The organism is Pseudomonas sp. H11T01 (assembly GCF_048515765.1).
GTDB lineage: Bacteria > Pseudomonadota > Gammaproteobacteria > Pseudomonadales > Pseudomonadaceae > Aquipseudomonas.
Genome location: NZ_JBLYED010000003.1, coordinates 337,796 through 355,014, shown reverse-complemented (window position 1 = coordinate 355,014; position 17,219 = coordinate 337,796). Strand labels below are relative to the sequence as shown.

Genomic DNA, 17,219 nt, shown 5'->3' with positions numbered 1-17,219 from the left:
GCTCTTTAAAGGGTCGCTACATGTTGTTGATAGCGTTCATAAACCTGTTGATAGGCTGCCACGCTGGCCGCAACGGGCAAGGTTTCGCTGGCCGGATCGAGGCTGACACAACGCTCGCACAGTTCAAGCAGGCTTTGCCCTGTTCCGGTGACCCCGGATTCGCACCAGGCAGCCTGAATCGCCGCACCCAGAGCCGCGGCCTCGCTTTGTTCGGTGCAGACCACAGGGGTGTTCATGACATCGGCGACCATCTGTCGCCACATTGGACTTTTTGAGCCGCCGCCAATCAGTCGAATGCTGCGGCTCTGCAAGCCGTTATTGCGCAGAAGGTCCAGGCCATAGCGCAAACCGAAGGTGGTGCCTTCGACCACTGCACGACACAGGTTGGCCTGGGTCAGATTGGTCATGGTCAAGCCCAACAGGCTGCCGGTGGCATGGGGCAGGGCGGGAACTCGCTCGCCGTTGAGGAACGGCAGCATGCACACGCCTTCGGCACCGATGGGGGCCTCGGCGACTAAGGCATTGAAGCGTTCAATGTCCAGCTCCAACAGCTCACGAATCACTCCTGTGGCGTTGGTCAGGTTCATGGTGCAGATCAGCGGCAGCCAACCGCCGCTGGATGAGCAGAAGGTCGCCACCGACGCATCCGGGCTGACGTGCGGCTGTTCATCATAGGCATACACGGTGCCGGAGGAACCGAGGCTCATGGTGATCGCGCCGGGCTGGATGTTGCCGGTACCGATGGCGCCCATCATGTTGTCGCCGCCGCCACTGGAGACCAGCGCGTTGGGATTGAGATCCAGCAGCACCGCGATTTCAGGCAGCAAAGTGCCTGCAGGTGTACGGGCTTCGATCAGTTGTGGCAAGGCGGCCACCAAGCGACCGCCAGGGTCGATATGGTTGAGCAATGAAACATCCCATTCACGGCTGCGCACATTGAAATAGCCGGTGCCCGAGGCATCACCGTACTCGGTGCAACGGCGGCCGGTCAGCCAGTAATTGAGGTAGTCGTGGGGCAGCAATATCGTCGCTATTTCAGCAAAAACCTCAGGATGCTGCTCTTTGGTCCAGAGCAGTTTCGACACGGTATACCCCGGCGCGATGACCACACCGAGACGCTCCAGCGAACCGCGTTCGCCGCCCAGATGAGCCAGCAGTCGGTCGTTTTCCGGGGTGGACTCGGTGTCGCACCAGAGCTTGGCCGGGCGCAGCACCTGGCCTTCGTCCCCGAGCAGGACCAAGCCATGCTGCTGGCTGGAGACACCGATACCAAGGATGTCCTGACCACTGACATTGGCGTCCTGCAATGCCCTGCGCGTCGAGAGCATCAAGGCACCAAGCCACTGGTCAGTGTCTTGCTCGCGACGGCCATTGGCGCCGCTGATCATGCTGTGGACGGCGGCGCCCTGGCCCAGGACCTTGCCGCTGACCGAGTCGAGGACAATGGCTTTGGTGCCTTGGGTGCCGCAGTCGATGCCGAGGAATAGTGTTTGGTTTGCCATGCAAAGACCTGCTGAGATTGATCGTTCCCACGCTCCGCGTGGGAATGCCTCACTGGACGCTCTGCGTCCGCTCTTGGTGTGACGCGGAGCGTCACGGGCTGCATTCCCACGCAGAGCGTGGGAACGATCAGTTTGCGAGTAGCTTCTCCAGCGTCCTCGTCACCCCATCCTCGCGCAAGCTGTTCAAGCACCACTCAAACGCCGCAACGAACTCGGGCGACTCAGGAATCGCCGTACCAAAAATCTCCTCAACCGCGAGCAACCGCTGAGTGATCAGCACATCATCCGCCACCAATGCCTGACAGAACTCAGCCCGCGGATCGGGAATGCTGTAGCGCTCGCCATTCTCATCGACGCCTTTCAGATACAGGGCCCACGCGGCGACCACCAAGGCTGCCCGCTCTGTTTCCTGACCATCGGCGATCAGCCGATTGATGGTCGGCACGGTGAACTTGGGAAACTTCGACGAGCCGTCAGAGCACACCCGTTCCAGTTGATCGGCAATCGCCTGGTTGGAGAAACGCTCCACCAGCGTGTCCTTGTAGCGCGCCAGATCGATTCCCGGGACCGGCGCCAGTTGCGGGGTGACGTCGAGGTCCATATAGGCGCGCATGTAACTCACGAACAACGGGTCGTTCATGGTCTCGTGAACGAAGCGATAACCCTTGAGAAACCCTAGATAGGTCAGAGCCAGATGGCTGCCGTTGAGCAGTTTGATCTTCATTTCTTCGTAGGGCGTGACGTCATCGGTGAACTGCACGCCGACCTTTTCCCAGGCCGGACGACCGTTAACGAATTTGTCTTCCAGCACCCATTGCACAAAGGGCTCACAGACCACCGGCCAGGCATCGTCGATGCCGTGTTCGTCGTGCAGTTGCAGCCGATGGGCGGCGCTGGTCATTGGCGTGATGCGGTCGACCATGGCGTTGGGGAAGCTGACGTGGGCGCCGATCCAGTCGTGCAGGTCGGCATCGCGCAGGGCGGCAAAGGCCAGCAGCGCCTTGCGGGCCACCGTGCCGTTGTGCGGCAGGTTATCGCAGGACATCAGGGTGAACGCCGGAGTGCCGGCGGCGCGGCGTTTGGCCAGGGCGGCACAGAGAAAACCGAACACGGTTTTCGGGCTGCCCGGATGGGCCAGGTCATGCTGGATTTGCGGCAAGTGCGCCATGAATTCGCCGTTGCTGTCATCGATGCAGTAACCGCCTTCGGTGATGGTCAGCGAGACGATGCGAATCTGCGGGCTGGCGAGCTTGTCGATCAGCGCATCGGCGCCGTCTTCGGCCAGCAGCATGTCGCTGATGGCGCCAATCACCCGTACTTGGGTGTCGTCAGTGTCGCCCAGTTCATACAGGGTAAAGAGGTAGTCCTGGCCGGCCAGGTCATCCCGGGCGCGGCGATCCTCGGGACGCAGGCCGACGCCGCAGATGCTCCAGTCCAGGTCAACGCCCACGTTCATCAAAGCGTCGGTGTAATACGCCTGATGGGCGCGGTGAAAACCACCGACTCCGATATGCGCGATGCCTTGCCGGGTGTCCGCCACGGCATAGGCGGGTACGGCCACTTCAGGTGCCAGACGGCTAAGGTTCTGTTTGTTCAGTTTCATGTTGAGCTCTCGGCGATCAGGCGGCGGCGCGCAGCGGTCGGGTCACCGCCACACCGTCGGCATCGAATAAATGGCAGTGTTCAGCGTCCAGGTGCAGGCTCAGCTTCTCGCCATAACGGCTGGCCAGGTCACCGCGAATGCGCATGGTCAGGGCTTCGCCAGAAGCGGTCACCACGTGGCAGAACGTGTCGCTGCCCAGGCGCTCGCTGACATCGGCTGTGACCTGCAAGGTGCAGTCGCCCGGTTGCGCCAGGTTCAGGTGTTCCGGGCGAATCCCCAGGGTGATCGGGCTGCCGACGCTCAAGCTCCGGCCACTGAGCGGCAGGCGGATGCGGGTGCCGGCGTCCAGTTCGACTTCACAGCCCTGAGCCTCGATTCGGCTGACTTTGCCTTTGAGAAAGCCCATTTTTGGAGTGCCGAGGAAGCCGGCTACAAACAGGTTGGCAGGCTGGTGATAGAGCTCCAGCGGCGAGCCGACCTGCTCGACGCGTCCGGCATTGAGTACCACCACTTTGTCGGCCAGAGTCATGGCTTCGACCTGGTCGTGGGTCACGTAGATCATTGTCGCTTGCAGTTCCTTGTGCAGCCGCGATAGCTCCAGACGCATTTGCACCCGCAGGGCGGCGTCGAGGTTGGACAGCGGTTCATCGAACAGGAAGATTTTTGGATTACGCACAATCGCCCGGCCGATGGCCACACGCTGGCGCTGACCGCCGGACAGCTGTTTCGGTTTGCGCTCGAGCATTGGTTCCAGTTCGAGAATCCGTGCAGCGTCACCGACCTTTTTATCGACTTCGGCCTTGGGCACACCGGCCAGGTCGAGGGCGAAGGACATGTTTTTGCGCACGCTCATGTGCGGGTACAAGGCGTAGGTCTGAAACACCATGGCCAGGTCGCGTTTGGCCGGGCTCACTTCGGTAATGTCGCGGCCATCGAGCTCGATGGTCCCACCGCTGACTTCCTCCAGACCTGCGATCAGCCGCAGTAGTGTGGATTTACCGCAGCCGGACGGGCCGACGAAGACCACGAACTCGCGGTCGTTCACTTCCAGGTCGATGCCCTTGATGATGGAAAAGCCTTCGAAACCTTTTTGCAGATTCTTGATTTTCAGGTTGGCCATGATGGGCCTCCATTTTTAATTGTTCAGGTTGAGCGTGCGCTGCCTTGAAGATCAAAAGATCGCAGGCTGCGCCAGCTCCTACATTGATCGTGGAATGCTATTTCACCGCGCCGAAGGACAGGCCGCGCACCAGCTGTTTCTGGCTGATCCAGCCGAAGATCAAAATCGGCGCGCAGGCCAGTGTGGAAACGGCCGAGAGCTTGGCCCAGAACAAGCCTTCGGGGCTTGAATAGGAGGCGATCAAGGCAGTCAGCGGCGCGGCGTGAGAGGAGGTCAGGTTCAACGACCAGAAGGCCTCGTTCCAGCACAGGATCAGCGACAACAGTACGGTGGACGCCAGACCTCCCTTGGCGATCGGCAGCAACACCCGGACCATTTCCTGCCACAGCGTTGCACCATCGAGGCGGGCGGCTTCGAGGATGTCCTTGGGGATGTCTTTGAAGTAGGTGTAAATCATCCAGACCACGATCGGCAGGTTGATCAGGGTGTAGATCACGATCAGCGCGATCCGCGTATCCAGCAGGCCGAAACTCTTGGCCAGCAGGTAGATCGGCATCAGCACGCCCACCGGTGGCAGCATCTTGGTGGAGAGCATCCACAGCAACGTGCCTTTGGTGCGTTTGGTTTCATAGAACGCCATGGAATAGGCCGCCGGCACCGCGATCAACAGGCACAAGGCGGTGGCGCTGAAGGAGATCACCACCGAGTTCCAGGCGAAGCTTATGTATCCACTGCGCTCTTCGATGTGCAGGTAGTTCTCCAGTGTCGGAGTGAAGATGAACTGTGGTGGGGTCGCGAAGGCATCGATTTCGGTTTTGAAACTGGTCAGCACCATCCAGAAGATCGGGAAGAAAATCAGGATGGCGATGGCCCAGGCCAGGGTGCCGAGCAGCAGGCTTTGCAGACGACGGGATTGTTGAAGGGTCATGGCGCAGGCCTCAGGCTTTGTCTGTCAGGTTTTTGCCGATCATCCGGACCAGGACAATCGCCGCGATATTGGCGATTACCACCGCAATCAAGCCGCCAGCCGAAGCCATGCCAACATCGAATTGCACCAGCGCCTGGTTGTAGATCAGGTAGGCGAGGTTGGTCGAGGCGAAGCCGGGGCCACCGTTGGTGGTGGTGAAGATTTCGGCGAACACCGAGAGCAGGAAGATCGTCTCGATCATCACCACCACGGCAATCGGGCGGGCCAGGTGCGGCAAAGTCAGGTGCCAGAAGATCGCGATCGGGCCGGCACCGTCCAGGCGCGCGGCTTCTTTCTGTTCCTGGTCCAGGGACTGCATGGCGGTCATCAGGATCAGGATCGCGAAGGGCAGCCATTGCCACGACACAATGATGATGATCGACAGCAGCGGGTAATGGGCCAGCCAGTCCACCGGCTGGGCGCCGAACAGCTTCCACACCGCGGCGAGAATCCCCGAGACCGGGTGAAAGATCAGGTTTTTCCAGATCAGCGCCCCCACGGTCGGCATGATGAAGAATGGCGAGATCAGCATGACCCGGACGATGCCGCGACCGAGGAACTCACTGGCCTCCAGCAGGGCGCTGATCAACACGCCGAGCACCACACTGATCAGCAGCACGCTTCCCACCAGCAACAGGGTGTTGGTGGCGCCGGGCAGGAAGCCCGAGTCGCTCAGGAAGTAGGTGAAGTTGTCCAGCCCCACGAACTGGTTTTCACCGGGGTAGAGCAAGCTGTAGCGGATCAGCGAAAAGTACAGGGTCATGCCCAGCGGCACGATCATCCAGAGCAACAACAGAGCGACCGAGGGGCTGACCAGAAACCAGCCGGGATTGGTCAGACGGCTTTTGCGAACCGGCTGGGGAATTTCCATATGTGCTTTGAGCGTTGAAGTATTCATGGCAATCAGGACCGATAAAAGTGCAGGTGCATATCCGGGAGGGCGCGGAACCTGTGGGAGCGGGCTTGCCCGCGAATGGAGCGACGCAGATTCGTCAGGCGCACCGCGTCATCGTTCTTCGCGGGCAAGCCCGCTCCCACAGGTAATTCCACAGTAGTTCCCACGGTTATTTCGGATAACCGGCGCGCTTCATCTCACGTTCGGTGGTTTGCTGGGCGGCGGCCAGTGCCTGGTCGACGGTGCTCTGGCCGGTCAGCGCGGCAGAGAACAGCTTGCCGACCTGAGTGCCAATCGCCTGGAACTCGGGAATGGTCACCAACTGGATGCCGATGTAAGGCACAGGCTTGAGGGTCGGCTTGCTCGGGTCGGCGGCTTTCAGTGATTCCAGCGTCACCTTGGCGAACGGCGCGGCGCTCATATAGGCCTCGCTGTAGGTCGAAGCGCGAGTGCCTGGCGGTACATTGGCGATACCGTCTTTCTCGGCGACCAGTGCGCCGTATTCCTTGGAGGTCGCCCAACTGGTGAAGGTTTTTGCCGCGTCCTTGGATTTGGAACTGGCCGGAATGGCCAGCGACCAGGAGTAGAGCCAGGCCGAACTCTTGTCGCTCGCTTGATGGGGGGCGAAAGCGAAACCAGCATGCTCACTGACCTTGCTTTGGCTCTTGTCGGTGACGAAGGAACCGGCCACCGTGGCATCGACCCAGATGGCGCACTTGCCGCTGTTGAACAGCGCGAGGTTTTCGTTGAAACCATTGCTGGACGCACCCGGCGGGCCGGATTTCTTCAGGGTGTCGACGTAGAAGTTCAGCGCGTTCTTCCATTCCGGACCATTGAATTCCGGTTGCCATTTCTCATCGAACCAACGCGCGCCATAGGCGTTGGCGATGGTGGAAATCAGTGCGATGTTCTCGCCCCAACCGGCTTTGCCGCGCAGGCAGATACCGTATTGATCCTGCTCGGGCTTGTTCAGCTTGGTAGCGAACTCGCCGATCTGCTCCCAGGTTGGGTGCTCGGGCATTGTCAGACCGGCGTCCTTGAACAGGTCGGTGCGGTAGTAGGTCATGGAGCTTTCGGCGTAGAACGGCAGGGCGTAGAGCGTGCCCTTGACCGAAAGGCCTTCACGCACCGAAGGGAATACATCGTTGAGGTCGTAGGCGGCGGGAAGGTCTTTCATCGGCTCCAGCCAACCCTTGGCGCCCCAGAGTGCAGCTTCGTACATGCCAATGGTCAGCACATCGAACTGGCCGCCCTGGGTGGCAATGTCGGTGGTCAGGCGTTGGCGCAGGACGTTCTCTTCCAGCACCACCCAATTGAGCTTGATTTCCAGGTGCTCGGCTTCGAAGGTTTTCGAGAGCTTTTGCATGCGGATCATGTCGCTGTTGTTGACCGTGGCAATGGTCAGGGTTTGTGCGCCAAGGCTGACGCCGCTGAGGGTCATGCAGGTGCAGGCAAGCAGAGCTTTTACAGAGGGTTTCATCGCGCACTCCTCTTCTACGCCCGGCGGGCAGCAGAAGGACAGTTATTGTTTTTATGTCTTCCGTAGGTAGGGAAGAATGTGGGCTGATTACAGCCCTCAAACGGCGCGATGACAAATCATCCATGACACTTGAATCGATACTTTTTTGCACTGGAGGGAAAAGCAGGGGTAAATCGGCATAAACGATTCAGCAAATGTGGGAGCGGGCTTGCTCGCGAAGGCTGCCTGACAGCCGACCTATCTCTTACGGATATACCCAAAACTATTGTGGGAGCCGAGCTTGCTCGCGATGGCGGCCTGACAGCCGACCAGTCTCTTGATGGTGTACATATTCATTCCTGCGGTAACGGCCACTTAGGGTTCCGCCCCTACGGCGGGTCACTTGGAAAAGCCCCAAGTAACCAAGGGCTCTTGCCCCTTTCGTTCGGCGTGAGGGGGCGGTGCATCAAGATCAAAAGCGAGGCGGCCTACCGGCCGGCCTGGGCTTACGCGCACGCGCTCTCCTGGAGCTACCGCAGGCTGCGATCTTTCGATCTTGATTTTGATAGGGCTCAGCCCAGATTCTGCTCAGTCAACCGCTGTACAGCGAGCCGCCGGTAATGAGTGGGCGTCATGCCCTTGAGCTGCTGAAAACGTCGATTGAAATTGGAAATATTGTTGAAGCCCGACTCGAAACACACATCGGTGACCGTTTTGTCGCCATCCGCCAACAGCTCGCAGGACTTGCTGATACGCAAGCGATTGACGAACTCGATGAAGCAGCGGCCGGTGGCTTGCTTGAACACCCGGGAGAAATAGGTGGGCTTCATGCCCAGATGTTCGGCGACTTCTTCGAGGGGCAATTCGCGGGCGTAGTGGGCAAAGATGTAATCCACCGCGCGGTTGGTGCGGTCGATATTGTGCTCATCGGCCAGTTGCGGAGTCGTCGCGCCCGAGAGCAATTGGTAATCGTCGGTCGCAGCCAGCAGTTCCAGCAGAATGAAAAAATGCCCGAGTCGGGTCACCCCTTTGGAGTCGGCGATGCGCTGCATCAGGGTCATCGCCTGGCGGATCGTGTGTTTGCAACGGAACTCGATCCCGTATTGCGCGCGTTCGAGCAAAGGCGTGAGGGCCTTGAGCTCGGCGAACACTTGATGGCCGCTTTCGAACAGCTCGTCAGTGAAATTCACCAGCATGTCGCGCTTGGGCACCACTTCGTCCTCGGCAATCTGGCTGATCCAGTTGTGAGGCAAGTTGGGACCGGTGAGGAACAGCGTTTCCGGGTAGAAGTTACCGATGTAGTCCCCAATGAACACCTTGCCGGAGCTGGCGACGATCAGGTGCAGCTCGTACTCCTTGTGGAAATGCCAGCGCACCAGCGGGCAGGGAAAGCCGTGCTGACGATAGATGATGGACAACCCGTTGTGGTCGTCCATCAATTCGTAGGAAGGGTCGGTGATTCTGGCTGCTCGGGTCATGCTGGGGCCGTTTTATTGTTATCGCTGAAACGATAATGCCTCCTTGCAGCGAACCTCGCCAGCTCAGGGCTTTCAACTGCTGCGGTTTTTCGCCTCAATCCACTGCGCCATGTATTGGGTGCTTTTGTGGTGATGGTGACGCAACATGCTGCCGGTGAAGTTGTTTCGCCGCGCTTGCGCAAGATTCGTCCGGCATAGCGTGATGCGCTCGATCAGCGCAGGGCCGTGGACCTGTTGCTGGTATCGGGCGGCCAACAGTTCACGTCCGCGATCCTGGGCTTGAGTCCATAGCGCCTGGTCCTTGTACAACTGCACTGCGGCATCGGCGAATGTACTTGCGGTTTCGGCAATTGCTCCGGGCCAAGGCATGTCACCGTTCATTCCTTCAGCGCCAATCGGCGTGGTGACATTGGGCGTGCCACAGAGCATGGCATCGACAATCTTGCCTTTGATCCCGGCACCGAAGCGCAGCGGAGCGAGACAGATCCGCGCGCTGGACATGACTTGCAAAGCGTCTTCGGCCCAGTTCATGACATGGAAGCCTTGCGCCGCGTTGTGTAAAGCGGTGGCCTTGGGTGGTGTGTAAGCACCATAGATGTGCAACTGCGCGCCGGGCAGTTGCTGACGGATCAGCGGCCAGAGGGTGGTTTTCATCCAGAGCACCGCGTCCCAGTTCGGCGCATGGCGGAAGTTGCCGATACTCAGAAAGTGCGCGCGGTCTTCGAAGGGGGAAAACTCCGGTAGCGGGTTGTCGAGCATTAACGGGCACCAATGCAGCAAAGCGCGCGGAACCTCGAACTGCTCGACCAGCAGATCGATTTCGACTTCGGAGATCATCAAGCTCAGATCGCAGCGGTAGAGCGCGGCAATTTCCCGTTTGGCCAGATCCGTGTCGGCCATGTGCTCGAACTCTTCACGTAAGGCAGGGGCAAACAGTGCACTGAAGTCGTTCTGGTCATCGCTGGTTTTGAGACGTTCCTTGAGTCGCTGGTGACGAGCATGGCGCAGACTCTGCAGGTCGGATGTCTCCAGTACGCGCAGGGCGTCAGGGCATTGTTTTTCTACACGCCAGCCAAATTGCTCTTCCATCATGAACTGATCGAACAGCACGATATTCGGGGCAAGCTCGGCGACAAAGGTGTCGAAACTGCTGTTGTTCAATTCGATCGGGCATTCACGAATACCCAGCGCGAGCAGATCAGCCTTGTGCTCGCCAATGCCCGCAGGACTGCTGAAGGTGACGTCCCAGCCTTGCTGCAAAAAAGTCTCGAGGATCTGCATCACGTGGCCACTGGCGGCGGAGGAACGCGGCTCGGGCCAGACGTAACCAATGACCAGGACTTTGGTTGCGACAGTCTGACTCATGAGCGGGAATTCCTTGAAGCGGGCAGGGGGAGGAGGGGGTCGCGAGGGGCGCAATTAAATCACAGGTGAAGCGAATACTCGCGGCCGATATGGCTCCGTAGCCCTGCCAAGCATCAAAAAATGTGTGGATACCTATGCCTGAGGGGTAGGGAGCATGCCGCGAACCTTGTCCCGCAGTTGATCGATAGAGAAGGGCTTGCCGATGACCGACATGCCGACAGGGACTTCGATGCTTTCGGCGTAGCCACTGGCAAACAGGATGGGCAACGCGGGTCGAAGATCACGAGCGCGCGAGGCCAATTCTTTACCGTCCATGCCAGGTAGCCCGACATCGGTCATCAACAGGTCGATGGTCTGCACGCTGTCTTCAAGAAAACTCAAGGCCGCCTCGCTGCCATCGGCTTCGAGCACCTTAAACTCCAGCTCTTCGAGCACGTCAACGATCAGCATGCGCACGATGGCGTCGTCTTCGACTACTAGGATGGTGGAGGCGGTGGCGGACATGAGGGTCTCTCAAGAATATGAAGTCATGGATGCCGGGCGGTGAAACTGCCGACCTTTAGCATCAGTAAATGGCAGACCCCGACAAGTTCCCGAAGCTGTACAAAAAAGCATAGCTGTACAACGGCCTTCAAGAATAACCGGTCTGTTGGACCCTGGGCAGGTACGACATAGGAAATTGCGCACTAAGCTGTCAGAAAAATAGTTCTTTCTCCCGACTTTGGGGGCAAACTCCGTGGTTTTTAACACCTCACCAAGGCCTTCAAATGACCCCTCCGTCTTCGGTTGATGAGCAGAGTTTTCGCAAGCTCCTGAGCCGCAACGTCAGTCTGCCGTTGGGTGTGGGGGTGCTCAGTGCAGTCTTTTTTGTTTCATTGATCACCTATTTGTTGTCGGTGATCCAGTGGGTCGAGCACACCGGCCGGGTGATCAATAACGCCAACGAAGCCGTGAAGCTGACCATCGATCTGGAAACCGGGATGCGCGGTTTTCTGATCACCGGCGACGAGCATTTCCTTGACCCCTATGAAACGGCCAAGCCGCGGATCATTTCCGAGCTGCGCGGCTTGCAGGACCTGGTGGCCGATAATCCCCAACAGGTCGATCGCCTCAAGCGTCTGGAATCCTTGCAAAGTGAATGGAACAACTATGCGCAGATGATGATTGATCTGCGTCGACAAAACGGTGATTACCGCGGCGTTGTTCAAGCGGGACGGGGCAAGCGACTGACAGACGAGGCGCGTAAGGAATATGACGAGTTCATCGCCACGGAACAGCAATTACGGGTCAATCGTAATGAGGACGTCAGCCGTACCACGGTCCTGAGCATCACTCTGTATCTGCTGTTCGTATTCGGTATAAGCGCCTTGCTGGCCTACATCGGTCGGCGAGATTTACTAGGTATTTCAAATAGTTATAAATACAACCTCGAGTCACAACGCAAGAGTGCGCGACGTCTTGAGCAACAAGCCTGGCTGCGCAATGGTCAGACCGAGCTGGCCGAACAGGTACTGGGTCAACTGACGTTGAATGTGCTGGGACGCAATATTCTGCAGTTTTGCGCGCAATACCTGGGAACCGTCGTCGCCGCTATGTATGTGCGTGAAGAACACGGTGGCCTACGACGCATAGCGTCGTATGGTTTCTCCCGTGAACAGGAAGAGCGCGATCAGACCATTTTTAGCGGTGAAGGCATTGTCGGCCAGGTGGCGCAGCAAGATCGTTTGATTCGCCTGGATGATGTGCCTGCCGATTACTTCAAAGTCAGCTCTGGATTGGGTGAAGGCGTGCCGCGCAGTGTGTTGGTGGTGCCAATCAATAACGACGACCATGTCAACGGTGTCATTGAACTGGGTTTCCTGCGCGCGTTGACCGACCGCGATGTCGAGTTGCTGGAGTTGATTGCCGACAATATCGGCACCTCCATCGAAGCCGCACGCTATCGTCAGCGTTTGCAGGAAGTGCTCGCCCAATCGCAACAACTCAATGAAGAGCTGCAAGTGCAGCAGGAAGAACTCAAGACGGCCAACGAGGAGCTTGAAGAACAGTCGCGGATCCTTAAGCAATCCCAGACTCATCTGGAGATCCAACAGGCTGAGCTGGAACAGACCAACGAGCAGTTGGCCGAACAGGCCCTGGCTTTGGCTGAGCAGCGCGACGCGATGGACCACAAAAATGGTGAGTTGAGTGAGGCGCAAGTACAGCTGGAGGAGCGTGCGCTAGAGCTGCAGCGCTCAAGCAAATACAAGTCTGAATTCCTGGCCAACATGTCCCACGAGCTGCGTACACCGCTGAACAGCACGTTGATTCTGGCCAGGTTGCTGGCTGAAAACCCACAAGAAAACCTCAGCGCTGAACAGGTCAAGTTCGCCGAGTCGATCTACTCGTCCGGCAACGACTTGTTGAACCTGATCAATGACATTCTCGATATTTCCAAGGTCGAGGCCGGCAAGCTGGAAGTGCGTCCGGAAAACACCCATGTGGAGCGTCTGGTGGAGGCCTTGCGCGGGATGTTCCAGCCATTGGCTGCGCAAAAACACCTGGAATTCGGAATCGAATTGCAGGCCGGCGCGCCCCAGATGATTTTTACTGACCGTCAGCGTCTGGAGCAGATTCTCAAGAACCTGCTGTCCAACGCGTTAAAGTTTACCGAGAGGGGCAACGTCAGCCTGACCGTTTCTCGCCATCCGGGCGAAGGCATTGCCTTTACCGTGCGTGACTCGGGGATTGGCATTGCCTTGGACCACCAGGAAAGTATCTTCGAAGCCTTCCGCCAGGCAGACGGGACTATCAACCGCCGTTACGGCGGCACCGGGTTGGGCTTGTCGATCTCCCGCGACCTGGCGGCGCTGCTCGGTGGTTCCATCAGCGTCACCAGTGAGCCGGGTCAGGGCAGCATTTTTACCTTGGTGCTGCCTGAGCAGTATGTCGAGCCTGGCGAAGTGCCGACTGTGCCCATGCGGGCTGCCTGGGTGGTCGCTGCACCCGCAGCGTTCAAGGTTTCTCCCTTGCCTGCGGTGAGCGAAGTCGAGATTCCGCGTTTTGCCGATGACCGCGACAAGGGGCCGTTTACCACCCGCTGTATCCTGGTGGTGGAAGATGAGCCTAACTTTGCGCACATTCTCTTCGATCTGGCCCATGAGCTGGGCTATCAGTGCCTCGTGGCCCATGGTGCCGACGAGGGCTACAGCCTCGCCACGCAGTTTATTCCGGATGCGATCCTGCTGGACATGCGCCTGCCGGATCACTCCGGGCTGACGGTGCTGCAACGCCTCAAGGAACATGCCGAAACCCGGCACATCCCGGTGCACGTGATTTCGGTCGAGGATCGCGTCGAAGCCGCCATGCACATGGGCGCCATTGGCTACGCGGTCAAACCCACCACTCGCAAAGAGCTCAAGGACGTGTTCGCACGCCTGGAAGCCAAGCTGACCCAGAAGGTCCAGCGGGTGCTGCTGGTAGAAGACGATGACGTGCAACGCGACAGCATTGCCCGGCTGATCGGCGATGATGACATCGAGATCACTGCGGTCGGCCTGGCTCAGGAGGCGCTGGACCTGCTGCGCACCAACATCTTCGACTGCATGATCATCGATCTGAAGCTGCCGGACATGCTGGGCAATGACCTGCTCAAGCGTATGTCCACCGAAGACATCTGTTCATTCCCACCCGTCATTGTCTACACCGGGCGTAATCTGACCCGCGATGAAGAGGCTGATCTGCGCAAGTATTCGCGCTCGATCATCATCAAAGGTGCGCGCTCGCCAGAGCGTCTGCTGGATGAAGTGACGCTGTTTCTGCACAAAGTCGAATCCCGGTTGTCCCATGAGCGGCAAACAATGCTCAAGACCGCCCGCAGCCGCGACAGGGTCTTCGAGGGTCGCAAGGTGCTGCTGGTGGACGACGATGTACGCAATATCTTCGCCCTCACCAGCGCCCTTGAGCAAAAGGGTGCAATCGTCGTCATTGGTCGAAACGGCCACGAGGCGATTGAGAGACTGAATGAGGTTGATGATATCGATCTGGTGCTGATGGACGTGATGATGCCGGAGATGGACGGTTTTGAAGCCACGATCGAGATTCGTAAGGATCCGCGCTGGCGCAAACTGCCGATCATTGCGGTGACGGCCAAGGCTATGAAGGACGATCAAGAGCGCTGCTTGCAGGCGGGGTCAAACGATTACCTGGCCAAGCCCATCGATCTGGATCGATTGTTCTCGCTCATTCGTGTGTGGTTACCGAAGATGGAACGAATCTAAGTGGAGCGAAATACCGAGATCGAACTGCGTCTGCTGATCGAGGCGATCTACCTCAAGTACAGCTACGACTTTCGCGATTACTCCGGCGCCTCGATCAAGCGCCGGGTCAACCACGCGCTGCATCAGTTCGAGTGCAAAACCATTTCTGCGCTTCAGGAACGGGTGCTGCACGACCCGACGGCGTTCATGCAGTTGCTGCAACTGCTGACCATTCCGGTCAGCGAGATGTTTCGTGATCCCTCGCACTTCCTGGCCATTCGTCAGGAAGTGGTGCCGCTGCTCAAGACCTATCCCTCGATCAAGATCTGGATCGCCGGTTGCAGCACCGGAGAGGAGGTCTACTCCATGGCCATTCTGTTACGTGAAGAAGGACTTTTGGAGCGCACCATCATCTACGCGACTGACATCAACCCGCACTCGCTGGAAAAGGCCAGGCAGGGCATCTTCTCGCTGGAAAATATTCGTGCCTATACCCACAACTATCAGCAGGCCGGCGGCCAGTGTTCGTTCGCCGACTACTACACTGCTGCGTATGACTATGCGATGTTCGACAAGACCTTGCGCGACAATGTGACCTTCGCCGATCACAGCCTGGCGACCGACAGCGTCTTTTCAGAAACTCAATTAATTTCATGCCGTAACGTACTGATTTACTTCAATAAAAACTTGCAGGATCGTGCCTTCGGCTTGTTTCACGAGTCGCTCTGCCATCGTGGTTTCCTGGTGTTGGGCAGTAAGGAAACCCTGGATTTTTCCACGTATGGCAAGCAATTCGAGCCTTTGGTCAAACAAGAACGGATCTACCGCAAATTATGAACAGTGGCCTCGCCAAGCGAACACACCTGCCTCGGGTCGAGACTCACTACATGCTCCCTTTGCGCGGCATCAGCCGTTTGCTTGTCGAGCTGGAACGAATCGCATGTTAAGTAATATCCAGGCCAAGCTGCTGATCGTCGATGATCTGCCGGAGAATCTGTTGGCCCTCGAAGCGCTGATCAAGCGTGAAGACCGCACGGTGTACAAAGCGCTGTCCGCTGACGAAGCCTTGTCTTTGCTTCTTCAACACGAATTCGCCATGGCCATTCTCGATGTGCAGATGCCGGGTATGAATGGGTTCGAACTGGCCGAGCTGATGCGTGGCACGGAGAAAACCAGGAATATTCCGATTGTTTTTGTCAGCGCCGCCGGCCGTGAATTGAATTACGCCTTCAAGGGGTATGAAAGCGGGGCCGTGGACTTCTTGCACAAACCGTTGGATATCCATGCAGTGAAAAGCAAGGTCAATGTGTTTGTCGATCTTTACCGGCAAAGCAAGGCCATGAAGCAACAGGTCGAAGCCCTGGAGCAAAGCCGCCGCGAACAGGAAGCACTGCTCGAGCAGTTGCAGAACACGCGAAGCGAACTCGAACAAGCGGTGCGCATGCGCGACGACTTTATGTCGATCGTCGCCCATGAAGTGCGCACGCCGCTGAACGGACTGATTCTGGAAACCCAGCTGCGCAAAATGCATCTGGCCCGAGACAATGCAGCGGCCTTTACGCTGGACAAGATGCACGCCATGGTCGATCGCGACGAGCGACAGATCAAAAGCCTGATTCGGCTGATTGAAGACATGCTCGATGTCTCGCGGATTCGCACTGGAAAGTTGTCGATCCGCCCCAGCCGCTTTGATTTGGCGCAATTGGTGCGCAATCTTCTGCAAAACTTCGCCCCGCAGGTCGATGCGGCAGAATCCTTGGTGAGCTTTGTCGCCGATCATCCGGTCGAGGGCAGCTGGGACGAGTTCCGCATTGAGCAGGTGGTGTCCAATCTACTGACCAACGCTTTACGTTATGGCGCCAAGGGCTCGATCGACGTGCGCGTGTATGCCGAAGAGGGCCAGGCACGGGTCGAAGTACGTGACCATGGTATTGGTATCAGCGAAGAGAACCAGGCGCGAATTTTTCAGCAGTTCGAGCGAGTGTCGGCGAAAACCGCAGTGGCCGGGTTGGGCCTCGGACTGTTCATTTCCGAGCAGATTGTCGCCGCCCATGGTGGCTCCATCGCTGTTGAAAGCAAGATTAACGAAGGCTCTTTATTTCGCGTTTGTCTGCCGCTTTAGAAAACAGCCGCACACAACGCAACCTCTGCCTGACCGAATGGTCGTATCTGGCAGCTATTGACCGAACATAGGCTTGCCCATGAGTGAAGATGCACAAGACGTCGTATTGATCGTCGAAGATGAACCGGTAATCCTGATGCTCCTCGCCGACTACCTCTCGGGTCTGGGCTATCGGGTGTTGCAAGCTGAAAACGGCGAGCAAGCCTTTGAGATTCTGGCCAGTAAACCGCATCTGGACATGATGATTACCGACTATCGACTGCCGGGTGGCATCACGGGTGTGATGATTGCCGAACCCGCAGTCAAGTTGCGCCCGGACCTTAAAGTGATCTTTATCAGCGGCTATGCGGCTGAAATTCGCGAGTCCGGCAGTCCCATCACATTGACTGCACCGATCCTGGAAAAACCCTTCGACCTGAATACCTTGCAAGAGAAAATTCAGGAAATGCTTTCATAAAACCAGGGGGCAA

At 57.9% G+C, this 17,219-nt stretch carries 13 protein-coding genes; 4 read left to right on the top strand and 9 right to left on the bottom strand.

The window, feature by feature from the left end; genetic code table 11:
* Positions 1–5 precede the first annotated feature (5 nt).
* The 9 genes from xylB to ACN1C3_RS05975 form a co-directional block, all read right to left on the bottom strand.
* On the bottom strand, positions 6–1,502 hold the full coding sequence (gene xylB / locus ACN1C3_RS06015) for a xylulokinase (protein WP_419114879.1): 1,497 nt from the start codon (positions 1,500–1,502) through the stop codon (positions 6–8).
* 127 nt (positions 1,503–1,629) lie between these two features.
* Positions 1,630–3,105, bottom strand: coding sequence for a mannitol dehydrogenase family protein (locus ACN1C3_RS06010; protein WP_419114878.1), 1,476 nt, complete (start codon positions 3,103–3,105; stop codon positions 1,630–1,632).
* A gap of 16 nt (positions 3,106–3,121) precedes the next feature.
* On the bottom strand, positions 3,122–4,225 hold the full coding sequence (locus ACN1C3_RS06005; RefSeq protein ID WP_419114877.1) for an ABC transporter ATP-binding protein: 1,104 nt from the start codon (positions 4,223–4,225) through the stop codon (positions 3,122–3,124).
* Positions 4,226–4,322: 97 nt separating this feature from the next.
* The gene (locus tag ACN1C3_RS06000) at positions 4,323–5,153 is read right to left on the bottom strand and encodes a carbohydrate ABC transporter permease (protein ID WP_419114876.1); all 831 of its coding nucleotides are present in this window, start codon (positions 5,151–5,153) and stop codon (positions 4,323–4,325) included.
* 10 nt (positions 5,154–5,163) lie between these two features.
* On the bottom strand, positions 5,164–6,090 hold the full coding sequence (locus ACN1C3_RS05995) for a carbohydrate ABC transporter permease (RefSeq protein WP_419114875.1): 927 nt from the start codon (positions 6,088–6,090) through the stop codon (positions 5,164–5,166).
* Positions 6,091–6,256: 166 nt separating this feature from the next.
* The gene (locus ACN1C3_RS05990) at positions 6,257–7,567 is read right to left on the bottom strand and encodes an ABC transporter substrate-binding protein (RefSeq protein WP_419114874.1); all 1,311 of its coding nucleotides are present in this window, start codon (positions 7,565–7,567) and stop codon (positions 6,257–6,259) included.
* Between the two features lie 551 nt (positions 7,568–8,118).
* Positions 8,119–9,024: an AraC family transcriptional regulator gene (locus ACN1C3_RS05985; protein ID WP_419114873.1), complete on the bottom strand. Its 906-nt coding sequence runs from the start codon at positions 9,022–9,024 to the stop codon at positions 8,119–8,121.
* 72 nt (positions 9,025–9,096) lie between these two features.
* On the bottom strand, positions 9,097–10,389 hold the full coding sequence (locus ACN1C3_RS05980; protein ID WP_419114872.1) for a glycosyltransferase: 1,293 nt from the start codon (positions 10,387–10,389) through the stop codon (positions 9,097–9,099).
* Between the two features lie 132 nt (positions 10,390–10,521).
* The gene (locus ACN1C3_RS05975) at positions 10,522–10,893 is read right to left on the bottom strand and encodes a response regulator (RefSeq protein WP_419114871.1); all 372 of its coding nucleotides are present in this window, start codon (positions 10,891–10,893) and stop codon (positions 10,522–10,524) included.
* A gap of 263 nt (positions 10,894–11,156) precedes the next feature.
* On the opposite strand from ACN1C3_RS05975, the gene ACN1C3_RS05970 reads away from it, so the two are divergent.
* The 4 genes from ACN1C3_RS05970 (at position 11,157) to ACN1C3_RS05955 (ending at position 17,206) form a co-directional block, all read left to right on the top strand.
* Entirely contained in the window at positions 11,157–14,648 is a 3,492-nt protein-coding gene (locus ACN1C3_RS05970; RefSeq protein WP_419114870.1) for a response regulator, read from the top strand.
* Positions 14,649–15,464 (top strand): CheR family methyltransferase, encoded by an 816-nt coding sequence (locus tag ACN1C3_RS05965; protein ID WP_419114869.1) that lies wholly within the window; start codon positions 14,649–14,651, stop codon positions 15,462–15,464.
* A 103-nt stretch (positions 15,465–15,567) separates the two neighbouring features.
* Entirely contained in the window at positions 15,568–16,749 is a 1,182-nt protein-coding gene (locus tag ACN1C3_RS05960; protein WP_419114868.1) for a hybrid sensor histidine kinase/response regulator, read from the top strand.
* Between the two features lie 79 nt (positions 16,750–16,828).
* A complete protein-coding gene (locus ACN1C3_RS05955) occupies positions 16,829–17,206 on the top strand; it encodes a response regulator (RefSeq protein ID WP_419114867.1) in 378 nt (125 codons plus the stop codon).
* Positions 17,207–17,219: the final 13 nt, after the last annotated feature.